The following is a 20,813-nucleotide window of genomic DNA, read 5'->3' as shown; positions in this document are numbered from 1 at the left end:
AATAGAGTGAGTGTGATGGTTTCAGACGGCGTCTTCGCCCCAAAAATCATAAAAATTGAACCATTGTAGCGGATTTTGCGCACATTCTTGCGCCAAAATGTCGGCAAAACGCTGCATTGCGTCTTTGACGGCAGCCTCGCGGTTGCCGCGTTTCCAGCTGGAAGTATCGGTAAAGCGGCGCAGTTTCAAATGATAGCGGCCGTTTTGTTTGACGCAAAACAGCGTGTTTACCTGCGTTTTTAAAAGCGAAGCCAATAGCCATGCGCCTTGCGGCATAGGGGCCGTGTGGCCTAAGAAATTAATGTCGGCGGTTTTCTCGCCACGTACAGGCACACGGTCGGCCGCGATGGCAATCCATTCGCCGTCTTCGATACGGCGGTTCAATTCCATCATCAGGGTGGTGTCCAAATCTGTCACCTGAATCAGACGGATATGATCTGCGCCGGCTTTTTGCAATGCCTCGTTAAATGCCTGCGCGTGTTTGCTGTGTACTAATACATTGAGTCTGAAATCTTTGTGGTGCGATACCAGCGCACGGCAAACTTCGGTATTGCCCAAGTGTGAGCAGGCAAAAATCTGGCCGCGTTCGTTGCGCTTGACTTGCGAATAGATGTCGTCCGGGTCTTCAATTACCAAATCTTCATAACGGATTTTGCGTTGCCACACGGCAAAACGGTCGCAAACCGCTTCGCCAAATGCGACGAATTGTTTGAATACGCTGTGTTTCGGCAGGACAGTATGGGGAAAGGCCGTCTGAAGACGGGTTTGATAGCGTAAAACATGACGGCGCGGTTTGGGCGCGGTTGCATAAAAATACAGCACCACAAACCAAATGCACGGCCTCATGAAAAAAGCCGGCAGATAGCGCACCATCAATGTGGTCAGAGCGAGAAATAGGCGGCTGCCGCGTTCGGGCTGCGCCGCCCAATGGGTTTGTTTATTGTCGGTCATGGTTTCAGACGGCCTTTCCGAAAACTTTACCCAATCGGTGTTTCAACATACCGAAAAATAGCCGTGTGTGCATTTTGCTGATGCGGACATTGTCGGCAAAGGCATCGAAATGGGACACGCCGTCGGCGGCGTATTGGACGGGCGTTTTAATCCAAACTGGCTTGACGTCGCGCCAGTACAGGCGGATAAGGATTTCCGTGTCGAAGTCCATGCGGTCGCCTACGGTTTCTTCGCGGACAACGGATAGTGCGGGTGCAAGCGGATAGAGGCGGAAGCCGCACATGCCGTCTTTGATGTCGCATGACCAAGTGTGCATCATATTCCAGAAGTCGGTAATTTTGCGTCCGTACAGCCGCGCTTTGGGCGCATCATCGCCGTATTGCGGCCAGCCGCAAACAACGGCTTCGGGGTTTTGTTCTGCTGCTGCGAGGAGTTTGGGTGTGTCGCTCAAGCAGTGTTGGCCGTCTGCATCGACCTGCAAGACGTGGGTATAGCCATGTTCTTGAGCGTATTCCAAGCCGGTTTTGACCGCTGCGCCTTTGCCGCCGTTGATTGGGCGGTAAAGGACATCAATGCCGTCTGAAACCAAAGCCTGCAATACAGGTTTGCATTCTTCGCGTGAACCGTCGTCTACAATTAAAACGTTTAAACCGAAGCCACGCATGGTTTGGGCAACGTGGCTGATGGTGGTCGGGTGGTTGTAATGTGGAATAAGGGCCAGGGTTTTCATAAATATTTTTTAGACGACGTTAACACAATGCAGAGTATAGCAAATAAACATGCCATGGCGTTTGAAAAGGCCGTCTGAAACGGCGATGACAAAATCGTTTGATTTCGTTTTTCACTGTTTCAGACGGCCTTTTATATGCCATTAATTCAGCATTGTACATGACCGACATCGAGGCATAAATCATGAAATTCGTTGAGCGTGCTGCGGTGGCCGATACTGATGATGATGCTGTCGGGTAGTTTTTGCTTTAAGGCGCGGTAGAGCAGGGCTTCGGTCGGTTCGTCCAAGGCAGCGGTGGCTTCGTCAAGCAGGATAACTTTGGGCTGCGAGAGTAGGGCGCGGACGAAGGCGACGCGTTGCAGTTCGCCCGGGGAGAGTTTGTGTTGCCAGTCATCGGTTTTATCTAATTTATCGACCAGATAACCTAATCGACAAGTATTCATGGCTTCGGCTAACTCGGGATGCTGTTTGTCGATGTCGGGATAACAAATCGCGTCGCGCAGGCTGCCTTGTGCCGTGTACGGGCGTTGCGGTAGGAAGAGGATGTCTTGATGCGGCGGATGGCTGACTTTGCCGCTGCTGCCAAACGGCCAAAGCCCAGCCAGCGCGCGCAGCAGCGAGGTTTTGCCGCAACCGCTCGGGCCGCGTATCAGCAGGGAATTACCGCTTTTGAGGTTGATATTGATACCGTCTAATAAAACTTCGCCGTTGTGGCGGTATAGGGCAACGTTTTCTAAGATTAGGCCGTCTGAAACTTCGGTAAGGTCGGGTTGTCGTGCGGTGTGTCTTTCTTCCGTACTCAGCAAAAAGCCGTACAGACGTTCCAATCGGGCGCGGTAGGCGGTGAATTTGTTGTAGAACATTCGAAAGAAAGACAGCGCGTTTTGCAGTCGTGCGAAAGCTTGGACGGTCTGCTGGATGTCGCCGATTTTGATTTGTCCGGCAAACAGGCGCGGAGCTTGCAAAATAATCGGGAAGAGTTTGATGCCGTTGGTGAACATATCGTTAAAGCCGCTCAGGCAGACGCTTTGCCGCGCAATGCGCCAACGGTTGCGGATAATGGCTTTAAAACGGTCGGAAAGCTGGTCATGTTCGTGTTTTTCACCGCTGTAAAACGCCACGCTTTCGGCGTGGTCGCGCACGCGGATAAGGGAATAACGGTAGTCGCCGTTGAGCTTTTCGTTTTCATAGTTGTAACGAATCAACGGGTTGCCTATCCACATGGCGATAAAGGTCGCCAAAATCACAAACATATAGACAAACCAAACGATGCCGTGCGGAATGTCGAAACCGAACACGGTCAGGATGCCCGCCAAACCCCATAAAACAACGGCAAATTCCAGCGAGGTAACGACCGAATTGACCATGCCGCGCACAAATTCTATGGTCGAGGCGATGAAATCCTGCGCATCTTGTTGGATACGCTGGTCGATATTGTCTGGCGCATGACGGCGCATTTGCAGGCGGTAGTAGTTTTTGTCGGCAAGCCAGCGTGAAGTCAAAACTTCATTGAGCCGCTCCGACCATTTAATCGCCAAGCCTTGATCGAGAAAGTCGTTGACGACGTTGTTAAACGCCCGTATCAACACCACGCCCGCATTCATCGCTGCAAACATCCAAAACGCGGAGGCATTCAAATCCTGCATCGAGTCGTAAAGCCCTTTGGACATAAAGGTACTCAAAACATTCAACCGCACTTCGGTCAGCAGCAGCGTAATCATCGCCGTAATCAGCAGCAATACTTTAACTGCACTTTTCGGCGTCAGACACAGCCGCAGGATATAGCTAAACTCGCGCCCGAAGCGTGTGTTGCGTGCAAAAAACAGAATTACCGCCGAGGCTGCAGCGACCATCAATAAGGTCTGCAATAGCCAAGACGGCGTGGAATAAAGCTCGATTTGCCATTTTTGCATGGGGTGTTCTCTGAAAGGAAGTAAAGGCCGTCTGAAAGGACGGCAAATTTATTTGACTATGGTAACTGTAATAATAGTTTTCTGAACTGTTGTATTTTTGTATTTACAAACGGTTCTTATTTGTTTTTGTGGAAAGCAGAAATCTTATCAAATATAATCGCAAAACCAAATTACTTTGTAATTTTTTACTCGATATAAGAAATAAGAATTATTAATATTTCAAACCAGAAGGTATTTTATGAACAGCAAATTAGCCCTGATGCCGCTTGTGGTTGCAAGCGCATTCGCCTACGCCGCCGATGAAGCCACTTCTGCTCCCGAAGCATATGCAGAAGTGCAGGAAGTCAAAGTCCATGCCGACGCCAAACGCGTGAAGGCCGCACGCTCCTATTCTATTGCCAGCGACGGCGATATGCGCGACCGTGTGAATTTGGGTGTGTTAGGTAAAGCGAATGCCTTTACCGCTCCGATTACTGTGGTCAATTACGACGAAAAAGCCCTTAACAATACCGAAGCGCGTACTTTGGTAGATGCCGTAGCGAAAAAAGACGCTTCGACTTGGCAGTTCGGCGGTGAAAGCAACACCTTGACTGGCCTGTATTTCCGCGGTTATCAACTTGATGCGCGCCAATTCAGCGTCAACGGCTTGGCCGGTATGTACGGCACACAAGGTACGGCCAGCGTGCAAGTCGGCTCCGCGCAACTGATTAAAGGCGCATCCACTGCCGTAAACGGCATGGACCCTGAAGGCGCGGTATCCGGTTCCGTCAACATCGAAACCAAAAAAGCCGCCGACGAAGGCAACCGCAAAATCGGTTTGGGCTGGTTCAGCAACAACCGCGCCCAAGGTACGTTCGACTTGGGTCAACGCTTCGGCGAAAACAAAGAATTCGGCGTGCGTGCCAACGGCAAACTGCGCCACGGCGACACCCCGCGCCACGGTTACAGCGAAGACAACAAAGAATTTGCATTGAATGCCGATTATCGCGGCGAAAAACTGCGCGTGGCGTTCGATTCCATCTACGCGAAACGCAAAACCAATGGCGGCCGCGCGCGTATGCAGGACATCCAAAACGCTGATGGTCGTTTGTTCGATGCACCGGATGGCAAAACAAATCTGTTGCCAAGCTGGAACTGGCAAAATACCGTCGGTCAAACCAATATGCTGACTTTCGAATGGGATGCGTTTGACAATGCACAGATTACAGGCGGTATCGGTTACAACAAGGCGCGTTATTACGGCACGCTGATTTCTCCAACTATTTGCGGCAAAGATGGCGCAAGCAGCCAAATCGCAACTTGCTCAAGTGCCAACCAATACCACACAGGTACGGCACGCCTGACCGACCAATATTTCCGTACTTTGAGTATGAATTTATCCGCGCGCGGCGAATTTGAAACCGGCCCGGTAACGCATAACTGGAGTACTGCTTTTGACCGCATTATCCGTCAACGTGCAACGATCAATGGTAGTGCAGCCGGTAAAAGCAAGGTAGAAGTAAAAGCAAACGAAAATATTGAGAGTAAATTGGCATCATTTAGAGCTGACTATCCAAACTCATGGGCGAACTCTGCCAACTTGGATGCCAATATCAAAGTCAACAGCCTGGCTTTGTCCGACACCTTGGGCTTTGCCGACAATAAATACCGCCTGACGCTGGGCGGACGTTTCCAAGCAGTTGAATACACCAATAAAAAAGAAGGTCAAAGCGGAGATTCCAAACGCTTCAGCCCGATGCTGATGGCTGCATGGGTACCGCAACCTGACTTGGTCGTGTACGGCAACTACATGGAAGACTTGGAGCCTGCCGACATCAAAACCGATGATGACGGCCATACCACCATGTCCAAACCTCGTGTCAGCCGTCAGTTTGAAGTCGGTGTGCGCAAAAACTGGGGTAATTTCGTGACCACGTTGAACGCGTTCCAAATCAAACGTCCGGGCTACTGGCGCGGTCAGACAACCACCAAGACAATAAATGGGGTAACAACAACAACGCTGACCTATGGCAACAATTCTGATTTTGCCCACTATAAAGCCCAAGGCGGCGCGGCCGGAGACGAACAAGGCATGGAACGCAGTCGCGGTATCGAGTTCAACACCTACGCGAACTTGCTCAACAATACTTTGCGTCCGACTTTGGGTCTGATGTATCTGCAATCGACCGTGAAAGACTACCCAAATTCACGCGATATGCTGGTTAACGGCGTACAAGTCGCCAACCCGCGCGTGATTGCCAAAGCAGGCGTTGAATGGGACACCCCGTTTGCCAAAGGCTTGACCTTGAGTAGCAATGTTTCGTATTTCGGCAAGTCTTACCAAGACACGCAAAAACAATACGCCTTCCCATCCTACACTTTGGTTGACGTAGGCGCGCGCTACAAAACCAAGCTCGGCAAAAACACCCTGACCGTCAGCAGCTCGGTAGAAAACCTGTTCAACAAAAACTACTGGCAGGTGCAACGCGGCCAATACGACCGCAGCTTCGCCGTCGTCGGTATGCCGCGCACTTATTGGCTGAAAGCGGAATTGGATTTCTAATCTGATTTCGGTTTGACCGTAATAGCAGGCCGTCTGAAAAGGAATGATAAAAAGCAAGAATTTGGTTTTTATCCCTTTTCAGACGGCCTAATTTGATTGCCTTATGTTTTTTGCTTGAAAAATCTTACATGTTTTTTATGGATTTCACGCGAAACAAGGTTAATATTCCATTTTCACAATACATCATTCGAGAAGACATATGAAAAAATCCATCAAACTGACCTTGTGCGCCCTTGCACTCTCACTTTCCGTGCAAGCGCAAGCGGTTACCCATGCCGTGATTGAAACCAATATGGGCAACATCCAACTGGAGCTGGATGAAGTCAAAGCGCCGAAAACCGTGGCAAACTTTGTCAATTACGCCAAAAAAGGTTTTTACGACAACACGATTTTCCACCGCGTTATCGACAATTTTATGATTCAAGGCGGCGGATTTACCGAGAATATGGTACAAAAATCTACCGATAAAGCCATCACTAATGAAGCATACAACGGCTTGAAAAATAACGTCGGCACCATCGCCATGGCGCGTACCGGCGATCCAAATTCCGCAACCAGCCAGTTCTTTATCAATACAGCCAACAACGACTTTTTGAATTTCAAAAGCAAAACCCCTCAAGGCTACGGCTATGCCGTTTTCGGTAAAGTCACTTCCGGTATGGATGTGGTTCGTAAAATCAGCAAAGTGAAAACAGCGACACGCGGCTATCATCAAGACGTTCCAACCGAAGCCGTGATTATCCGTAAAGTCAGCATCAAATAATTTTGATTACTTGAATCCAAACAGCAGGCCGTCTGAAACATTCAGACGGCCTGAATTTATTTATTTGATAATAAGCGGTAATTTGGGCGATAATTCAGCATCCACAATTTAAGGAGTCGATTATGCAAACCCGCCTGCCTTTTTTCGGTGTTGTCCGTGTCAGCGGCGAAGACAGAGCTTCATTTCTTCATGGTCAATTATCCAACGATATTAATAATTTAGCTATCGGTCAGGCATGTTACGCCACATACAATACACCTAAAGGCCGTGTGTTGGCGAATATGTTGGTCGTCAATAGTGGAGAAGATTTACTGTTGATCATGGCGCAAGACCTGACCGAAGCCATCGTCAAACGCCTGAGAATGTTTGTCTTGCGTGCAAAAGTTGTCTTCGAGTTGATGCCTGATTTGGCAGTCAGCAGCGAATTGGCAGACAATGCAGAACCTCATCCTGCTACCGAACCGCAACTGTCTTTCCCTGCCCAAATTCAAGAAAACGCCGTAGAAATTGCCTTGCCGCACACAGGCCGTCTGAAAATTTCAGCAGCCGAAAACGCAGCCGAATATCAAGCAGGAGCCGAAAACGCGTGGAACCTGCACGAAATCCGCAGCAGCTATCCGTGGATTTGCGCCGCAACCAAAGAAGCGGCTGTTGCTCAAATGCTCAATCAACACATCATCGGCGCAGTCCATTTCCGTAAAGGCTGCTACCCCGGCCAAGAAATCATCGCCCGCGCCCAATACCGAGGCCAAGTCAAACGCGGTCTGGCCGTATTAAGCGGCGATTCTTTAGAAGCCGCCGGTATTGCCGTCAAAGTCGGCGAGGAAGAAGCAGGCGTCATCCTTAATACAGCACTGACTGAACAAGGCAGCCTCAGCCTTGCCGTTATCAAGTTTTCCGCAGCAGAAGCAGCATTGACCGATGTAGACGGCAATGCTTTGAAACAGGAAGAACTGTTTTTTACGGTTGAGAAAGATTGATGTTAGATGATTGAATAAAAAGCTTAAATTTAAGGATTAATCAGCTTTAAATGAAAACAGAAAGGCCGTCTGAAAATTATTTTTCAGACGGCCTTTGATATTGAGTTTTGTTGGTACATGACCCAAGCAGCGTTTGCTGCCGACTGAATTACGGCATGGTTTGGGATCATTTGGTAACAACAAAAACCGCGTGCGTGCGTACCGCACACACTCTACACCTCAATCTTAAGGTTTGCGTCGCTCGCAGGTAGGGTGTGTGGCGTAGCCACGCACGCGGTTGGTAGGATGCAGGCTACGGCTTGCTAGATAGCTTCAATATAAATGTTTCATTTGGTCATATCCTACCTACGCTTGGATACAGCTTTCTTACAATAGAGTCCCATTCTTATAGTTTGCTAAAATCTGCTCAGCTAAATTACCGAAAAAATGGCGTCTGAGTGTGAAAAAACTACTCAACCTATGTTTTATCGGAAAAAGTTCTATTTCTGTCCAATATACCATCTCATCATCTGTATGTTTATCGAGTAAAGATTCTAGTTCTTTATAAATTTCTTCCCGTTTGGTTATTAAAAACGGACAGTTCAAATTTAATATATTTATGGTGTATAGAGCTTTATCTTGTTCTGTTTGTGATAATCGTGCATTTGGTTTAATACTGCCATCAGATAAATAGATAAAATAATCAGAGCAATTTGCTTGAAGCGGAGAAATAAACTGATTCATATCTACCGCACCATTTACACCTCGTTTGCCAACTGCATGTCCACCAAAAACATTATTTGGAAGTTTCTTTAAATTATCGGAACGAAATGCACTGGCTACTAAATTTGTATAATCAAAAGTTCTAGCAGGATTTTGGCTTTTATTTTCAATATGCTCAATATGGTAGTCAATACCTTCTTCATCTGCACGAAGTTCACTATAGCAACAAAGATGGTATTGCTCATATAATAAGAGTTCTAAATTTTTTAATTTGTCATTAAATCTTTGCCACCGAGTAGTTGCTTCTTTCGAAGTAGTGGGTGGATGATGATGTTGATTATGAAGCATAGCCGTTCCTCCCTTATTGATTTTCTTAATATGCCGCATTATTTGTCCTGTCCTTTTAATTTTGAAAACCGTTGTTGTCGTTCAATGCTGCGTTTGATTCGTTTAATTGCCTCTGCATTTTCGCCAAGTGCCATGGTTACGTTGTCCAATAATTTCTTTACCTTTGGATCGTTATACAAACCGCTGTCCACTAGCCTTGTTAGTTCGTTCAAATCTTGACGCTCAGGAACTGGCGGACGCGGATTAACCTCCATTACGGTATATAAAACATCACTGCTTAATTCGCCATAGGTCTGTATTGCAGCATTTAACTTTATCAGTTCCCCATCTTTTACAATACGAATATGTTCCTTCTTGATTGTGCTTAATACCTGTGGGCTATGTGTAGTAACGATAAATTGCAATTTTGGGAAGGCTGTTTGTAAATCCTGTAGAATGGTCTGCTGCCATGCTGGATGTAAGTGCATATCTACTTCGTCAACCAGAACAATACCTTCAGTTTCTTTGGCTGCATTTTTTCCTAGATGAGAATTGAGAAGGTAACAACGATAAGCAATATCCGCAACCATACCGAAAATATTTTGAATACCATCACTTAACTGATTGAGTTTTAGTAATCCATACTGTGGATGCTCTAAAACAATTTCATTATCAAATATTTCACTATATTCTGGATTTTGCCATCCAACAATTTTTAATACAATATTTATTGCATCACTAACATTAGCTATTTCTGACTGAATTTTTCTGAATATTTCCGATATATCTTCCTTTGTTTCTCTAGAAATAGCGTATTCCCTAGATAGTTCTTTATATTTTTGAATAAACCAATCTTCAAATTGTTTATAACTAGATGCAGGATCTAAACTGTTCTGATAAGCAAAAGTGCGAATTTTTTTATCATTTTTATTTTGTCTCTGCTTTTTCATAAGCCGTTTTTCATGCCATAATCTCCCTGTTCCATAATAAGCAAAAAGCGGTAAATCTTGGGCTTCTAACTGCGAATTACGAATATTTTTCTGTATTTTCTGTGCTTTTTTTTGTAATAGTCGGGCATTACTATCTTCTTTGGTACGACTTCCCGCTGTTTCACTATCTTTATAGCGCTTCCATGTGAAATCATTTAAATCTGTTGCAATGATTTCCGTATCAAGCTGTCGAATCATACCTCCTTGTAGCCTATATTCTACAATTTCTTCTATATCTTTAATGATACGGATATCATTTTTACTAATACCGATATTATAAGCAGGGGATGGTTTAGCTAAGTCGAATTTCTTAACAAAATCCCATAAAGCAATACTAATTGCATCTAGAATCGCTGTTTTACCCTGTCCATTTGGTGCTACTAACACCGTTAGCTGTTCATGTAGTGGAACAGTTAAATCTTCATAGCAACGGAAGTTCTTTAGACGAATTTCTTTTAATTTCATCAAATTTATCCTTTATATTAAATTCAGGCTGCCTGAAAACCCACTTTCAGGCAGCCTGCACTTTCCTACATTACAGCTTCTCTTTAACCCAACCTTCCACACTTACCAGCATTTCAGGCAATTTATCGGCATCCGTGCCGCCGGCTTGAGCTAAGTCAGGACGGCCGCCGCCTTTGCCACCGACTTGTTCGGCTGCAAATTTAACCAGATCGCCTGCTTTGACTTTGCCTGTCAACGGTTTGGATACGCCTGCACACAGGGAAACTTTGCCGTCGTTGACTGCGGCGAGCAATACGATGGCTTGTTCTGATTTGCCGGTTAAGTCGGTCACGATTTCGCGCAGGGCGGCTGCGTCGGCTTCGATTTGGGCGGCGACGAGTTTGGCTGCGCCCAAGTCTTTTGCGTTGTCCAAGAGTTTGGTGCCTGCGTGGACGGCGAGTTCGGCTTTGGCGCGTGCCAATTCTTTTTCCAATGCTTTGGCGTGTGCTGCGCCTGCTTGGATTTTCGCCAGTACGTCTTTTTCGGTTTGAGCTTTGGTTTCGGCAATAATGTCTTTAACCAAACGCTCTTGATCTTGCGCCCATTTGAGTGCGTTCAGGCCGGTGATGGCTTCGATACGGCGCACGCCTGCGGCAATACCGCCTTCGCTGATGATTTTGAAGAGGCCGATGTCGCCGGTGCGTGAAACGTGTGTACCGCCGCACAATTCGGTAGAGAAACCGCCCATTTGCAGTACGCGTACTTCGTCGCCGTATTTTTCGCCGAAGAGCATCATGGCGCCGGTTTTTTGGGCATCTTCCATGCTCATAATGGCTGCGTTGACGGCAACGTTGGCCAAGATGGCTTCGTTGACGCGGCGTTCTACTTCGGCGATTTCTTCGGCAGTTACTGCTTGAGGATGGGAAATGTCGAAACGGGTGGATTCGGCGGTAACCAAAGAGCCTTTTTGTTCAACGTGTTCGCCCAATACATCGCGCAGGGCTTTGTGCATCAAGTGGGTCGCGCTGTGGTTGCGCATATTGGCATTGCGGATTTCGTCATCCACTTTGGCAGTAACGCTGTCGCCGACTTTCAGACGGCCTGAAGTTTGTACGCCGAATTGGCCGAATACGGCTGCTTTGATTTTTTGGGTATCGTGTACTTCAAAGCGGTTTTCGCCTGCGAAGATATAGCCGACATCGCCGACTTGACCGCCGGATTCTGCATAGAATGGGGTAAAGTCAATAACGATGGCACCTTCGTCGCCTTCGTTCAATTCGTTAACTTGCTCGCCGTCTTTGTAGAGGGCGAGGACTTTGGATTCGGTTTGGCGTTCGCTATAACCTTTAAACTCGGTGTCTTGACCTTCGTAAGGCAGTTGGGCGTTGGCTTTGAAGCTTTGTGCGGCGCGTGCGCGTGCGCGTTGGGCTTCCATTTCGCGCTCGAAGCCTGCTTCGTCCAGTTCGATATTGCGCTCGCGGCAGATGTCGGCAGTTAAGTCGTATGGGAAACCGTAGGTATCGTAGAGTTTGAAGATGATTTCGCCGTCGAGTTTTTTGCTGCCTTTGGCAAGCGCGTTTTCCAACAAAGCCATACCGGTTTCCAGAGTTTGGGCAAAACGGCTTTCTTCGTTTTTCAACGCTTCTTCGATTTGAACTTGTTTTTCTTTCAATTCAGGGTAGGCATCGCCCATCTCTTTGACTAAATCGGCCACCAGTTTGTGGAAGAATGGTTTGCTTTGACCCAGTTTGTAACCGTGGCGTACGGCGCGGCGGATAATGCGGCGCAATACGTAGCCGCGGCCTTCGTTGGAAGGCAATACGCCGTCTGCAATCAGGAAGGAGCAGGAGCGGATGTGGTCGGCGATGACTTTCAGGCTTGGTTCTTCCAGGCTGAAAGCTGCGCCGGTTTCGCGGGCAACGGCTTTGAGCAGGTCTTGGAACAAGTCGATTTCGTAGTTGCTGTGAACATGCTGCATAACGGCGGACATGCGCTCCAAGCCCATGCCAGTATCGACGGAAGGCTTAGGCAGCGGATTCATATTGCCTTGTTCGTCGCGGTTGAACTGCATGAATACGCAGTTCCAAATTTCAATCCAGCGGTCGCCGTCTTCTTCAGGGCTGCCCGGAATGCCACCCCAGATTTCTTCGCCGTGGTCGTAGAAAATTTCGGAGCAAGGGCCGCAAGGGCCGGTATCGCCCATTTGCCAGAAGTTGTCGGACGCGTATTTCGCGCCTTTGTTGTCGCCGATACGGACGATGCGCTCAGCAGGCATGCCGATTTCGTTCAACCAGATGTTGTAGGCTTCGTCGTCTTCTGCGTAAACGGTTGCCAACAGTTTGTCTTTAGGGATGTTCAACCATTCCGGGGAAGTCAGGAATTCCCAAGCGAAGTGGATCGCATCGCGTTTGAAGTAGTCGCCGAAGGAGAAGTTGCCCATCATTTCAAAGAAGGTGTGGTGGCGGGCGGTGTAGCCGACGTTTTCCAAGTCGTTGTGTTTGCCGCCTGCGCGTACGCATTTTTGCGCGGTAGTGGCGCGGTTGTAGGGGCGTTTGTCAAAGCCGAGGAACACGTCTTTAAATTGGTTCATGCCAGCGTTGGTAAACAGCAGGGTCGGGTCGTCGTGTGGCACGAGCGAGGAGGAGCGGACGATGGTGTGGCCTTTAGATTCGAAAAATTTCAGGAATTTTTGGCGTAGTTCGGTGGTTTTCATAATATCTCGATAAATTTTTTACAAGGATTTCAGACGGCCCGGACGGCGCGTTGCGATTAAAAACGAATGGGCGTTATCTTACCGCAAAACCATATTTCAAGCTATCGGCAGAAAGGTTTTAAGTTGGCTGCAACCCGTCTTTCAGACGGCCTCAAGCGGGGCAATATCTTTTAACAATGAAGCCTATCCGCTCGGGCTTGCCTGCTTTATAATGCCTCTCTATTTTCAACCGGATACGCAAGGAATGATAATGACCAAACATCTGCCCCTCATCGTACTGACTGCGCTGGCGCTGGCCGGCTGCGGCGGCTCGGACAAAACTTCTGCCGACAAGGCGGCTCAAACCGATAATCAAAAGGTATTGAGCATTTACAACTGGTCGGAATATGTCGATCCCGAGACGGTTGCCGCGTTTGAGAAAAAACACGGTATCGCAGTAACTTACGATGTATATGACAGCGATGAAACGCTGGAGAGCAAGGTGTTGACCGGTAAGTCGGGTTACGACATCGTGGCTCCTTCCAATGCGTTTGTCGGTAGGCAGATTAAGGCAGGTGCGTATCAGAAAATCGACAAATCCCTGATTCCCAACTATAAAAACTTGAATCCTCAGTTAATGAAACTGATGGAAGGCGTTGATCCGAACCACGAATATGCCGTTCCGTTTTATTGGGGTACTAACACCTTCGCTATCAATACCGAGCGTGTGAAAAAGGCTTTGGGCACGGATCTGCTGCCGGACAATCAATGGGACTTGGTGTTTAACCCCGAATACACGTCCAAACTCAAGCAATGCGGCATCAGCTATTTGGACAGCGCGGCGGAAATTTATCCTATGGTATTGAACTATATGGGTAAAAATCCAAACAGCAGCGAAACGGCGGATATTAAGGCGGCTACGGAAGTTTTGAAGAAAAACCGTCCGTACATCAAGCGCTTTACCTCGTCCGGTTTTATCGATGATTTGGCGCGCGGCGATACTTGCGTAACGATTGGCTTTGGCGGTGATTTGAACATTGCCAAACGTCGTGCCGAAGAAGCAGGCGGCAAGGAAAAAATCCGTGTGATGATGCCGAAAGAAGGCGTGGGGATTTGGGTGGATTCGTTTGTGATTCCGAAAGATGCCAAACATGTGGCCAATGCCCATGCGTATATCAATGATTTCTTAGATCCTGAAGTTGCGGCTAAAAACGGCAATTTTGTTACTTATGCGCCATCCAGCAAACCGGCTCAAGAGCTGATGGATGAAGAGTTTAGAAACGACAATACAATTTTCCCAACCGAGGAGGATTTGAAAAACAGCTTTATCATGGTGCCTATCCAACCGGCGGCGTTGAAATTTATGGTCCGTCAATGGCAAAGCGTGAAAGCAGGAACCTAAGCTGATTTAAACGTATTAAGGCCGTCTGAATGGTGTAATCGAAATCCTTGATTTCGTTTTACGGCTGTTCAGACGGCCTTTGGTTTGTATTAGCTTGGCTTGGGTAAGGTTTAAAAACAAAGGGCATGTCTATCAATCAAAGGGCGTGTCTATCAATCACGCCCTTTGTGTTTGTTTCAGACGGCCTTAGAATTTCACGCCTTTATGCAGGGCGACGATGCCTGCGCTCATGTTGTGGTAATCCACGCTGTCGAAGCCTGCATCCAGCATCATTTGCTTCAAGGTTTCTTGGTCGGGGTGCATACGGATGGACTCGGCGAGGTATTGGTAGCTGTCGGCATCTTTGGCAATCAGTTTGCCCATAATCGGCAACAGTTTGAAAGAGTAGAGGTCGTACACGCCTTCCAAAGGTTTGTACACTTTGGAGAATTCCAACACCAGCAGGGTGCCGCCCGGTTTCAATACGCGGTACATTTCTTTCAGCGCGGCATCTTTGTGCGTCATGTTGCGCAGGCCGAATGCGACGGAAACCAGATTGAAATAGTTGTCGGGAAACGGCAATTTCTCAGCATCTGCCAACGATACGGGCAGAATCATGCCTTCGTTGAGCAGGCGGTCGCGGCCGACCGTCAGCATGGAGGAGTTGATGTCTGTCAGCCAAACTTCGCCTTCTTTGCCCACACGTTTCGCCCAGCCTCGGGACAAATCGCCAGTACCGCCGGCGATGTCCAATACTTTGTCACCTTTTTTCAGGCGGGCGGTATTGATGGTGAAATGTTTCCAAACACGGTGCAGACCGCCGGACATTACGTCATTCATAATGTCGTAGTTTTTTGCCACGGAGTGGAAGACTTCGGCAACTTTGCCTGCTTTTTCGTCTTCGTCAACGGTAGAGAAGCCGAAATGGGTTTTGTGGTCGCTCATAGTGTCTGCCTTCTTAAAATAATACGGATTCAGATATCGAATACGTCGAAATCGCCAACCACTTTCGACGCGGGAAATATAGTTTGTGCCTGCCGCTTCAGCATCAGGCGTTGCTCTTCTTCGGTATAACGTGTGCTGATGTGGGTCAGGTAAAGTTGTTTCACATTGGCTTGCAAAACCAGCTTGGCGGCATCGGATACGGTCGAATGGAATACTCGTTCCGCTGTCTCTTCATCGCCTGCCGCAAAGGTTGCTTCATGCACTAAAACGTCTGCGTTTTGCGCGGCGCGCACTGCCTGCGGGCAGGCTTTGGTATCGCCGAAGATAGCCGCTACTCGTCCTTTTTTAGGCGGAGAGGAACGCTTTGCCGTCAATGATTCTGCCGTCGTTGAATGCTACGGTCTCGCCTTTTTTCAGACGGCCTTTCCGCCGCAACCTCCGCTACCGCAGGAATGCGTGTGTTTGGGTTTTAAATCTTCGGCACTTGGCGTTCTGGACGCGCCGGCTTTTTCGAGGCGGTCGAGATAGTCTTGCCAAAGCGCGTCTTGATTGTGCGCCAGCCGGTAGAGATAGTCCCAATCGTAAAGGCCGCTGTCGTGGCCGTCTGAAAAAGTAATTTTCAAGGCATATTGGCCGACGGGGTCTAAATCGGTAATGCTGACTTCGGCTTTGCCTGTTTGTAAAACATCTTGACCGGCACCGTGTCCGCGCACTTCCGCGCTGGGCGAGTACACGCGCAGGTATTCGGCAGGAAGGCTCTTGGCACCGTCAACATAGACCAAAGTCAGTACGCGCCGCTCTTGCTGGAGGCGGATTTCTTGTGGAATTTTATCGGCTTGGGTCATGTCATGCTCCGTTCTTTTTACGCAAATAGGCAACGCGTACAGAAAAAATACCGCCAAGTACGGCAAACAGCACGATTGCGTAGAGTGAAAGCCGTATCAGGCTTACTTGCGTGCCCGCCGTCAGCCCCAAAGGCAGCAACATCACGGCAACGAACAGTAAAAATGCGGCCAACATGGCGGCAATGCTGGCAAAGGCATAGCGGGTATTGGCTGCTGTTTGCGGATGTTTGGTCATATTGGATAGCTTGCCGTAGGGTGGTGAGGCGGTATTTTATCAGCTTTTTGGTGCTTCATGCCGTCTGAAAACGGCTTTATTTCCATAAATAAAGTGTAATGGCGCGCCTGTCTTCGCCTTCGGGCATTAAGCGGATGCTGCTGCCTTTGCTTCCGTTGACACGGATAATGATGCCGCCGGCCTGCCGCTCGATAATGTCGAGTTGGGTGTCGCGGTTCATGCGGTAGTTGTAGCGTTCGCATTGCTTCAAGCACCAAAAATCCTGCCAATGGATAAAATATTTTTGTCCGGATTCGATGGCCAGCGTTTCGCCGCCTTTGACGATGAAATAAGGATAATCGGGTTTTTGCGTGCTGAATGTCCATTCGACCGTTCGGTCTTTTCCGTTTTGACGGTATTCGAACACGGCACGGTAGTCGGTGTCGTATTCCAATGGCTGTAAAGGAAACAGCGCAAATTGGCGGTCGGTCAGGAGGTGGTTTGGGTCATTATCTTTATCTAAGATTTTGACATCTCTGATTTCTTTTGTGTCCTGATACAGTTTGAACGAACGCATTTTGACCGGAGGCGATTGTTCTGAGAAGGCGATGCTGACCGGATTGCCGGTCATTTCATAATGCGGCATAGGGTCGGGACGTTCGCCATGGAAAACCGGCGAAGCAAAGTTGCCTTGCGGATAGGTGATGTAAGGCCGGAGTTTGCGGTTGGAAATTTCATCCGCATAAACAATGGCATGACCATGACAGGCATCTTGATAAAACGAACGGCTGAGGTCGGAGAGGGAGCGGTTTTTCTGGCAGAGGCTGTTAAATCTGCTGTCGCCTTGATTGATGCTCAACGCGATTTGTTTGCCTTGTGATTCAAATGCGGCTCCGGCCTCGTCGATATTTTGATCGAGCAAGGAGAGGCGGTGGTAAATCGCTGTCATCAGATTATCCAGCTGATGTTGGGCTGGTAGATGGTCGTTGATTTTTTCGTTTGGCGGATGCTGGCCGGTACTGACGTTTTCATGCACGCCTTTATAAGCATAACCGGCTTTGCGCGTGCGGTCTGATGGGCGTGGGCCTGTATAAAAGGGATTGCGCGTATTGTGTTCGTCATGGCCATCGTCAGGGTTTTGCAGCAGATAGCGGGCATGATTGCGTGCGGCGCGTTCGAGTGTGTCTGAGTGCGCCAGTGCGGGCAGATTGGCTGAGGAGCGGAGGAAGTTTAAATACGCCAAGGCGTCAAAATCGGCGACGGCAGAACGATTTTGCGGCGGTTGGGCATAGATGAGCTGGCCTTCGGAATAGCGATGGGTTTCGTAGTATTGGAATATGCCGAGGGCGACGGCAAAACCACCCAGCCAGTAAAGAATGTGTTTCATTATATGTACTGCGTTCAGACGGCCTTGAGCTGCGGCTCTTTCCCCTTGAAACTCATGCCGTTAAATGATTATTTTGATAGCGGCTTGACTTGGAATGCTTCAGGATGGGATTTGAAATATTCGACAGCGATAAATCCGCCGCCAATAATAATCAACAGGGCAATGGCCATGCCGATCATCGCTAAAATGAATTTGTCCATATTTGTCCGTTTGAATGAAGGCCGTCTGAAACACTTGAAAGCGTTCAGACGGCCTTAAAGTCAGGTTAATTAACGTTCGATTTGCGATACGTCGCGTACTGCGCCTTTGTCGGCAGAAGTCGCCATCGCGCCGTAGGCACGCAGGGCTGCGGAGACGTAGCGGTCACGTTTTTCCGGTTTCCACGCTTTGCTGCCGCGTGCTTCCATTTCGGCACGGCGTGCGGCAAGCTCTTCATCGGAAATGACAAGGTGGATGCTGCGGTTTGGAATGTCGATTTCGATGGTGTCGCCTTCGTGTACCAAACCGATTGCGCCGCCTTCTGCCGCTTCAGGCGAGGCGTGGCCGATGGAGAGGCCGGAAGTACCGCCGGAGAAGCGGCCGTCGGTCAGCAGGGCGCAGGCTTTGCCCAAACCTTTGGATTTCAGGTAGGAAGTCGGGTACAGCATTTCTTGCATGCCCGGGCCGCCTTTAGGGCCTTCATAGCGGATGATGACGATATCGCCAGCTACGATTTGGTTGCCCAAAATACCTTCTACTGCGTCTTCTTGGCTTTCAAACACGCGGGCGCGGCCGGTAAATTTGAGGATGCTCTCGTCTACGCCTGCGGTTTTCACTACGCAACCGCGCTCGGCGATATTGCCGAACAATACTGCCAAGCCGCCGTCTTGCGAGTAGGCATGTTCGACATCGCGGATACAGCCTTTTTCACGGTCGAGGTCGAGGGTTTTCCACATACGGTTTTGCGAGAACGCCTGAGTAGTGCGCACACCACCTGGAGCCGCTTTGAAACGCTCGATGGCATGGGTGTTTTCAGGATTAGTCACGTCCCATTTTTCAATTGCGTCTTTCAGCGTCGGCGCATGGATGGTGTACACGTCGGTGTGCAGTTTGCCTGCTTTGTCCAATTCTTTCAGGATGGCGAAGATGCCGCCTGCGCGATGCACGTCTTCCATGTAGTAGTCGTGGTTGTTTGGCGCGGTTTTGCAGATGCAAGGTACAACGCGGCTCAGGCGGTCGATGTCGGCCATTTTGAAATCGACACCGGCTTCGTTGGCAACGGCGAGCAAATGCAGGATAGTGTTGGTAGAGCCGCCCATGGCGATGTCCATGGTCATGGCGTTTTCAAACGCTTTTTTAGTGGCAATGCTGCGCGGCAGTACGGTTTCGTCGTCTTGCTCGTAATAGCGTTTGGTGATTTCGACGATCATGCGGCCGGCTTCGAGGAACAATTCTTTGCGGCCAGCGTGGGTCGCCAGATAAGAACCGTTACCCGGCAGGGAAAGGCCGAGTGCTTCGGTCAGACAGTTCATGGAGTTGGCAGTAAACATGCCGGAGCAGGAGCCGCAAGTCGGACAGGCGTTTTGTTCGACTTCTTCGACTTGTTTGTCGCTGATGTTGTCGTCAGCCGATTCGATCATGGCGTCAATCAAGTCCAAACGGCGTTCGGGTTGAATGTTTGCAACTCCGATAACTTTACCTGCTTCCATCGGGCCGCCGGAAACGAAGATGGTCGGAATATTCAGGCGCATGGCGGCAATCAGCATGCCCGGGGTGATTTTGTCGCAGTTGGAAATGCACACCAGCGCGTCGGCGCAGTGGGCATTCACCATGTATTCAATGGAGTCGGCAATCAGGTCGCGGCTGGGCAGGGAGTAGAGCATACCGCTGTGGCCCATGGCGATACCGTCGTCAATGGCGATGGTGTTGAATTCTTTGGCAATGCCGCCAGCTTTTTCGATTTCACGGGCAACCAGTTGACCCATATTGTGCAGGTGCACATGGCCTGGGACGAATTGGGTGAAGGAGTTGGCAATGGCGATAATCGGTTTGCCAAAGTCGGTTTCCATGACGCCGGTCGCACGCCACAATGCGCGCGCGCCTGCCATATTGCGGCCGTGGGTAGAGGTTTTGGAGCGGTATTCAGGCATTTTTGTTCCTTTGTTTTATGCTGAGGCCGTCTGAAATAGGCTGGTTGGTTGGCGGCCCGTTGTAGAAATAACTCGGTATTTTATACCAATTACGAGCAATGAAGCACGCTATTTTGTAATAAAACTAAACTGTATTTGCTTCACCTGAATTTGCTGCTCATTCTTTCAGACGGCCTGAAGTTTTCTTAAGATGAAACGCTGTCTTTCTCAGTTGCAAAAGATGTTAGCATCAAAAAGTGATATGATAGGGAACTTCTCACACTTTTAAGGATAAGACGATGAAAAAAATCATGTTTGCATTGTGTTCGGCCATGTTGGCTTCTGCTGCGTCTGCCGCTGTTTATAAAGTGGACGAATTCCATGCCAATGCCCGCTTTGCCATCGACCATTTCAACACCAGCACCAACGTCGGCGGTATTTATGGTTTGACCGGCAATTTGGAATTTGACCGCGCCAAACGCCAAGGCTCTATCGATATCGTATTGCCTTTGTCCAAACTGCAAACCGGTTCTGAACACTTTACCCAACACTTGAAATCTGCCGATATTTTCAATGCAGACAAATACCCTGAAATCCGTTTTGTATCCACCAAATTCAATTTCAACGGCAAAAAACTGCTGTCTGTTGACGGTAATTTGACCATGAACGGCAAAACTGCGCCGGTAAAACTCAAAGCCGACAAATTCAACTGCTACCAAAGCCCGATGTTAAAAGCAGAAGTATGCGGCGGCGACTTCAGCACCACCATCGACCGTACCAAATGGGGCTTGGATTATTTAGTGAGTGCCGGTATGAGCAAAAAAGTAAACATCAATATCCAAATCGAAGCAGCCAAACAATAATCCTGCTTGATTTCAAAATAAAAGCCGTCTGAACAGC

18 protein-coding genes are annotated in these 20,813 nt (G+C 48.7%); 5 read left to right on the top strand and 13 right to left on the bottom strand.

What is annotated here, in order from left to right; translation table 11 throughout:
- Positions 1 to 21 precede the first annotated feature (21 nt).
- From ACTHR2_RS06040 to ACTHR2_RS06030, 3 genes are all read right to left on the bottom strand, one after another.
- Positions 22 to 951: an LpxL/LpxP family acyltransferase gene (locus ACTHR2_RS06040; protein ID WP_440375487.1), complete on the bottom strand. Its 930-nt coding sequence runs from the start codon at positions 949 to 951 to the stop codon at positions 22 to 24.
- A 4-nt stretch (positions 952 to 955) separates the two neighbouring features.
- The gene (locus ACTHR2_RS06035; RefSeq protein WP_440375486.1) at positions 956 to 1,681 is read right to left on the bottom strand and encodes a glycosyltransferase family 2 protein; all 726 of its coding nucleotides are present in this window, start codon (positions 1,679 to 1,681) and stop codon (positions 956 to 958) included.
- Between the two features lie 146 nt (positions 1,682 to 1,827).
- Positions 1,828 to 3,594, bottom strand: coding sequence for an ABC transporter ATP-binding protein/permease (locus ACTHR2_RS06030; protein ID WP_263336895.1), 1,767 nt, complete (start codon positions 3,592 to 3,594; stop codon positions 1,828 to 1,830).
- 238 nt (positions 3,595 to 3,832) lie between these two features.
- On the opposite strand from ACTHR2_RS06030, the gene ACTHR2_RS06025 reads away from it, so the two are divergent.
- The 3 genes from ACTHR2_RS06025 (at position 3,833) to ygfZ (ending at position 7,879) form a co-directional block, all read left to right on the top strand.
- Positions 3,833 to 6,136, top strand: coding sequence for a TonB-dependent receptor (locus tag ACTHR2_RS06025; protein WP_263336892.1), 2,304 nt, complete (start codon positions 3,833 to 3,835; stop codon positions 6,134 to 6,136).
- A 199-nt stretch (positions 6,137 to 6,335) separates the two neighbouring features.
- Complete coding sequence (locus tag ACTHR2_RS06020; RefSeq protein ID WP_070608800.1) at positions 6,336 to 6,899, top strand: peptidylprolyl isomerase; 564 nt, start codon at positions 6,336 to 6,338, stop codon at positions 6,897 to 6,899.
- 122 nt (positions 6,900 to 7,021) lie between these two features.
- Positions 7,022 to 7,879 carry a CAF17-like 4Fe-4S cluster assembly/insertion protein YgfZ gene (gene ygfZ / locus ACTHR2_RS06015; RefSeq protein ID WP_263336889.1) on the top strand — a complete coding sequence of 286 codons (858 nt, stop codon included), beginning with the start codon at positions 7,022 to 7,024 and terminating at the stop codon, positions 7,877 to 7,879.
- 366 nt (positions 7,880 to 8,245) lie between these two features.
- On the opposite strand, the gene ACTHR2_RS06010 is transcribed toward ygfZ, so the two are convergent.
- The 3 genes from ACTHR2_RS06010 to alaS all read right to left on the bottom strand — a co-directional run bounded on the left by ACTHR2_RS06010 (position 8,246) and on the right by alaS (position 13,054).
- Positions 8,246 to 8,929 (bottom strand): retron system putative HNH endonuclease, encoded by a 684-nt coding sequence (locus ACTHR2_RS06010; RefSeq protein ID WP_440375485.1) that lies wholly within the window; start codon positions 8,927 to 8,929, stop codon positions 8,246 to 8,248.
- A 38-nt stretch (positions 8,930 to 8,967) separates the two neighbouring features.
- Positions 8,968 to 10,362 carry an AAA family ATPase gene (locus tag ACTHR2_RS06005; RefSeq protein WP_263336883.1) on the bottom strand — a complete coding sequence of 465 codons (1,395 nt, stop codon included), beginning with the start codon at positions 10,360 to 10,362 and terminating at the stop codon, positions 8,968 to 8,970.
- Positions 10,363 to 10,432: 70 nt separating this feature from the next.
- Positions 10,433 to 13,054, bottom strand: a complete 2,622-nt coding sequence (alaS, locus tag ACTHR2_RS06000) for an alanine--tRNA ligase (protein ID WP_263336880.1) — start codon at positions 13,052 to 13,054, stop codon at positions 10,433 to 10,435.
- Between the two features lie 250 nt (positions 13,055 to 13,304).
- Between alaS and ACTHR2_RS05995 the strand changes: the two genes are divergently transcribed.
- A complete protein-coding gene (locus tag ACTHR2_RS05995; RefSeq protein ID WP_263336877.1) occupies positions 13,305 to 14,435 on the top strand; it encodes a polyamine ABC transporter substrate-binding protein in 1,131 nt (376 codons plus the stop codon).
- 186 nt (positions 14,436 to 14,621) lie between these two features.
- Here the strand turns inward: ACTHR2_RS05995 and ubiE are convergent, their stop codons facing one another.
- The 7 genes from ubiE to ilvD form a co-directional block, all read right to left on the bottom strand.
- Positions 14,622 to 15,359 carry a bifunctional demethylmenaquinone methyltransferase/2-methoxy-6-polyprenyl-1,4-benzoquinol methylase UbiE gene (ubiE, locus tag ACTHR2_RS05990; RefSeq protein ID WP_004519946.1) on the bottom strand — a complete coding sequence of 246 codons (738 nt, stop codon included), beginning with the start codon at positions 15,357 to 15,359 and terminating at the stop codon, positions 14,622 to 14,624.
- Between the two features lie 29 nt (positions 15,360 to 15,388).
- Entirely contained in the window at positions 15,389 to 15,733 is a 345-nt protein-coding gene (locus tag ACTHR2_RS05985) for an MBL fold metallo-hydrolase (RefSeq protein WP_263336872.1), read from the bottom strand.
- Positions 15,734 to 15,772: 39 nt separating this feature from the next.
- Complete coding sequence (locus ACTHR2_RS05980; protein ID WP_004519944.1) at positions 15,773 to 16,204, bottom strand: gamma-butyrobetaine hydroxylase-like domain-containing protein; 432 nt, start codon at positions 16,202 to 16,204, stop codon at positions 15,773 to 15,775.
- Position 16,205: 1 nt separating this feature from the next.
- Positions 16,206 to 16,439 (bottom strand): hypothetical protein, encoded by a 234-nt coding sequence (locus tag ACTHR2_RS05975; protein WP_039862213.1) that lies wholly within the window; start codon positions 16,437 to 16,439, stop codon positions 16,206 to 16,208.
- Positions 16,440 to 16,515: 76 nt separating this feature from the next.
- Entirely contained in the window at positions 16,516 to 17,805 is a 1,290-nt protein-coding gene (locus ACTHR2_RS05970; RefSeq protein WP_263336864.1) for a CAP domain-containing protein, read from the bottom strand.
- Positions 17,806 to 17,873: 68 nt separating this feature from the next.
- Positions 17,874 to 18,005, bottom strand: a complete 132-nt coding sequence (locus tag ACTHR2_RS05965) for a hypothetical protein (protein ID WP_256388404.1) — start codon at positions 18,003 to 18,005, stop codon at positions 17,874 to 17,876.
- 69 nt (positions 18,006 to 18,074) lie between these two features.
- Positions 18,075 to 19,934, bottom strand: coding sequence for a dihydroxy-acid dehydratase (gene ilvD, locus ACTHR2_RS05960; protein WP_263336859.1), 1,860 nt, complete (start codon positions 19,932 to 19,934; stop codon positions 18,075 to 18,077).
- 278 nt (positions 19,935 to 20,212) lie between these two features.
- Here ilvD and ACTHR2_RS05955 point away from each other — a divergent pair, with 278 nt between their 5' ends.
- The gene (locus ACTHR2_RS05955; protein WP_070615259.1) at positions 20,213 to 20,776 is read left to right on the top strand and encodes a YceI family protein; all 564 of its coding nucleotides are present in this window, start codon (positions 20,213 to 20,215) and stop codon (positions 20,774 to 20,776) included.
- The last annotated feature ends 37 nt before the right edge of the window (positions 20,777 to 20,813 follow it).

The sequence above is a fragment of the Neisseria sp. P0006.S004 genome, assembly GCF_051963015.1.
GTDB lineage: Bacteria > Pseudomonadota > Gammaproteobacteria > Burkholderiales > Neisseriaceae > Neisseria.
This window is presented reverse-complemented; position numbering and strand designations above follow the sequence as displayed.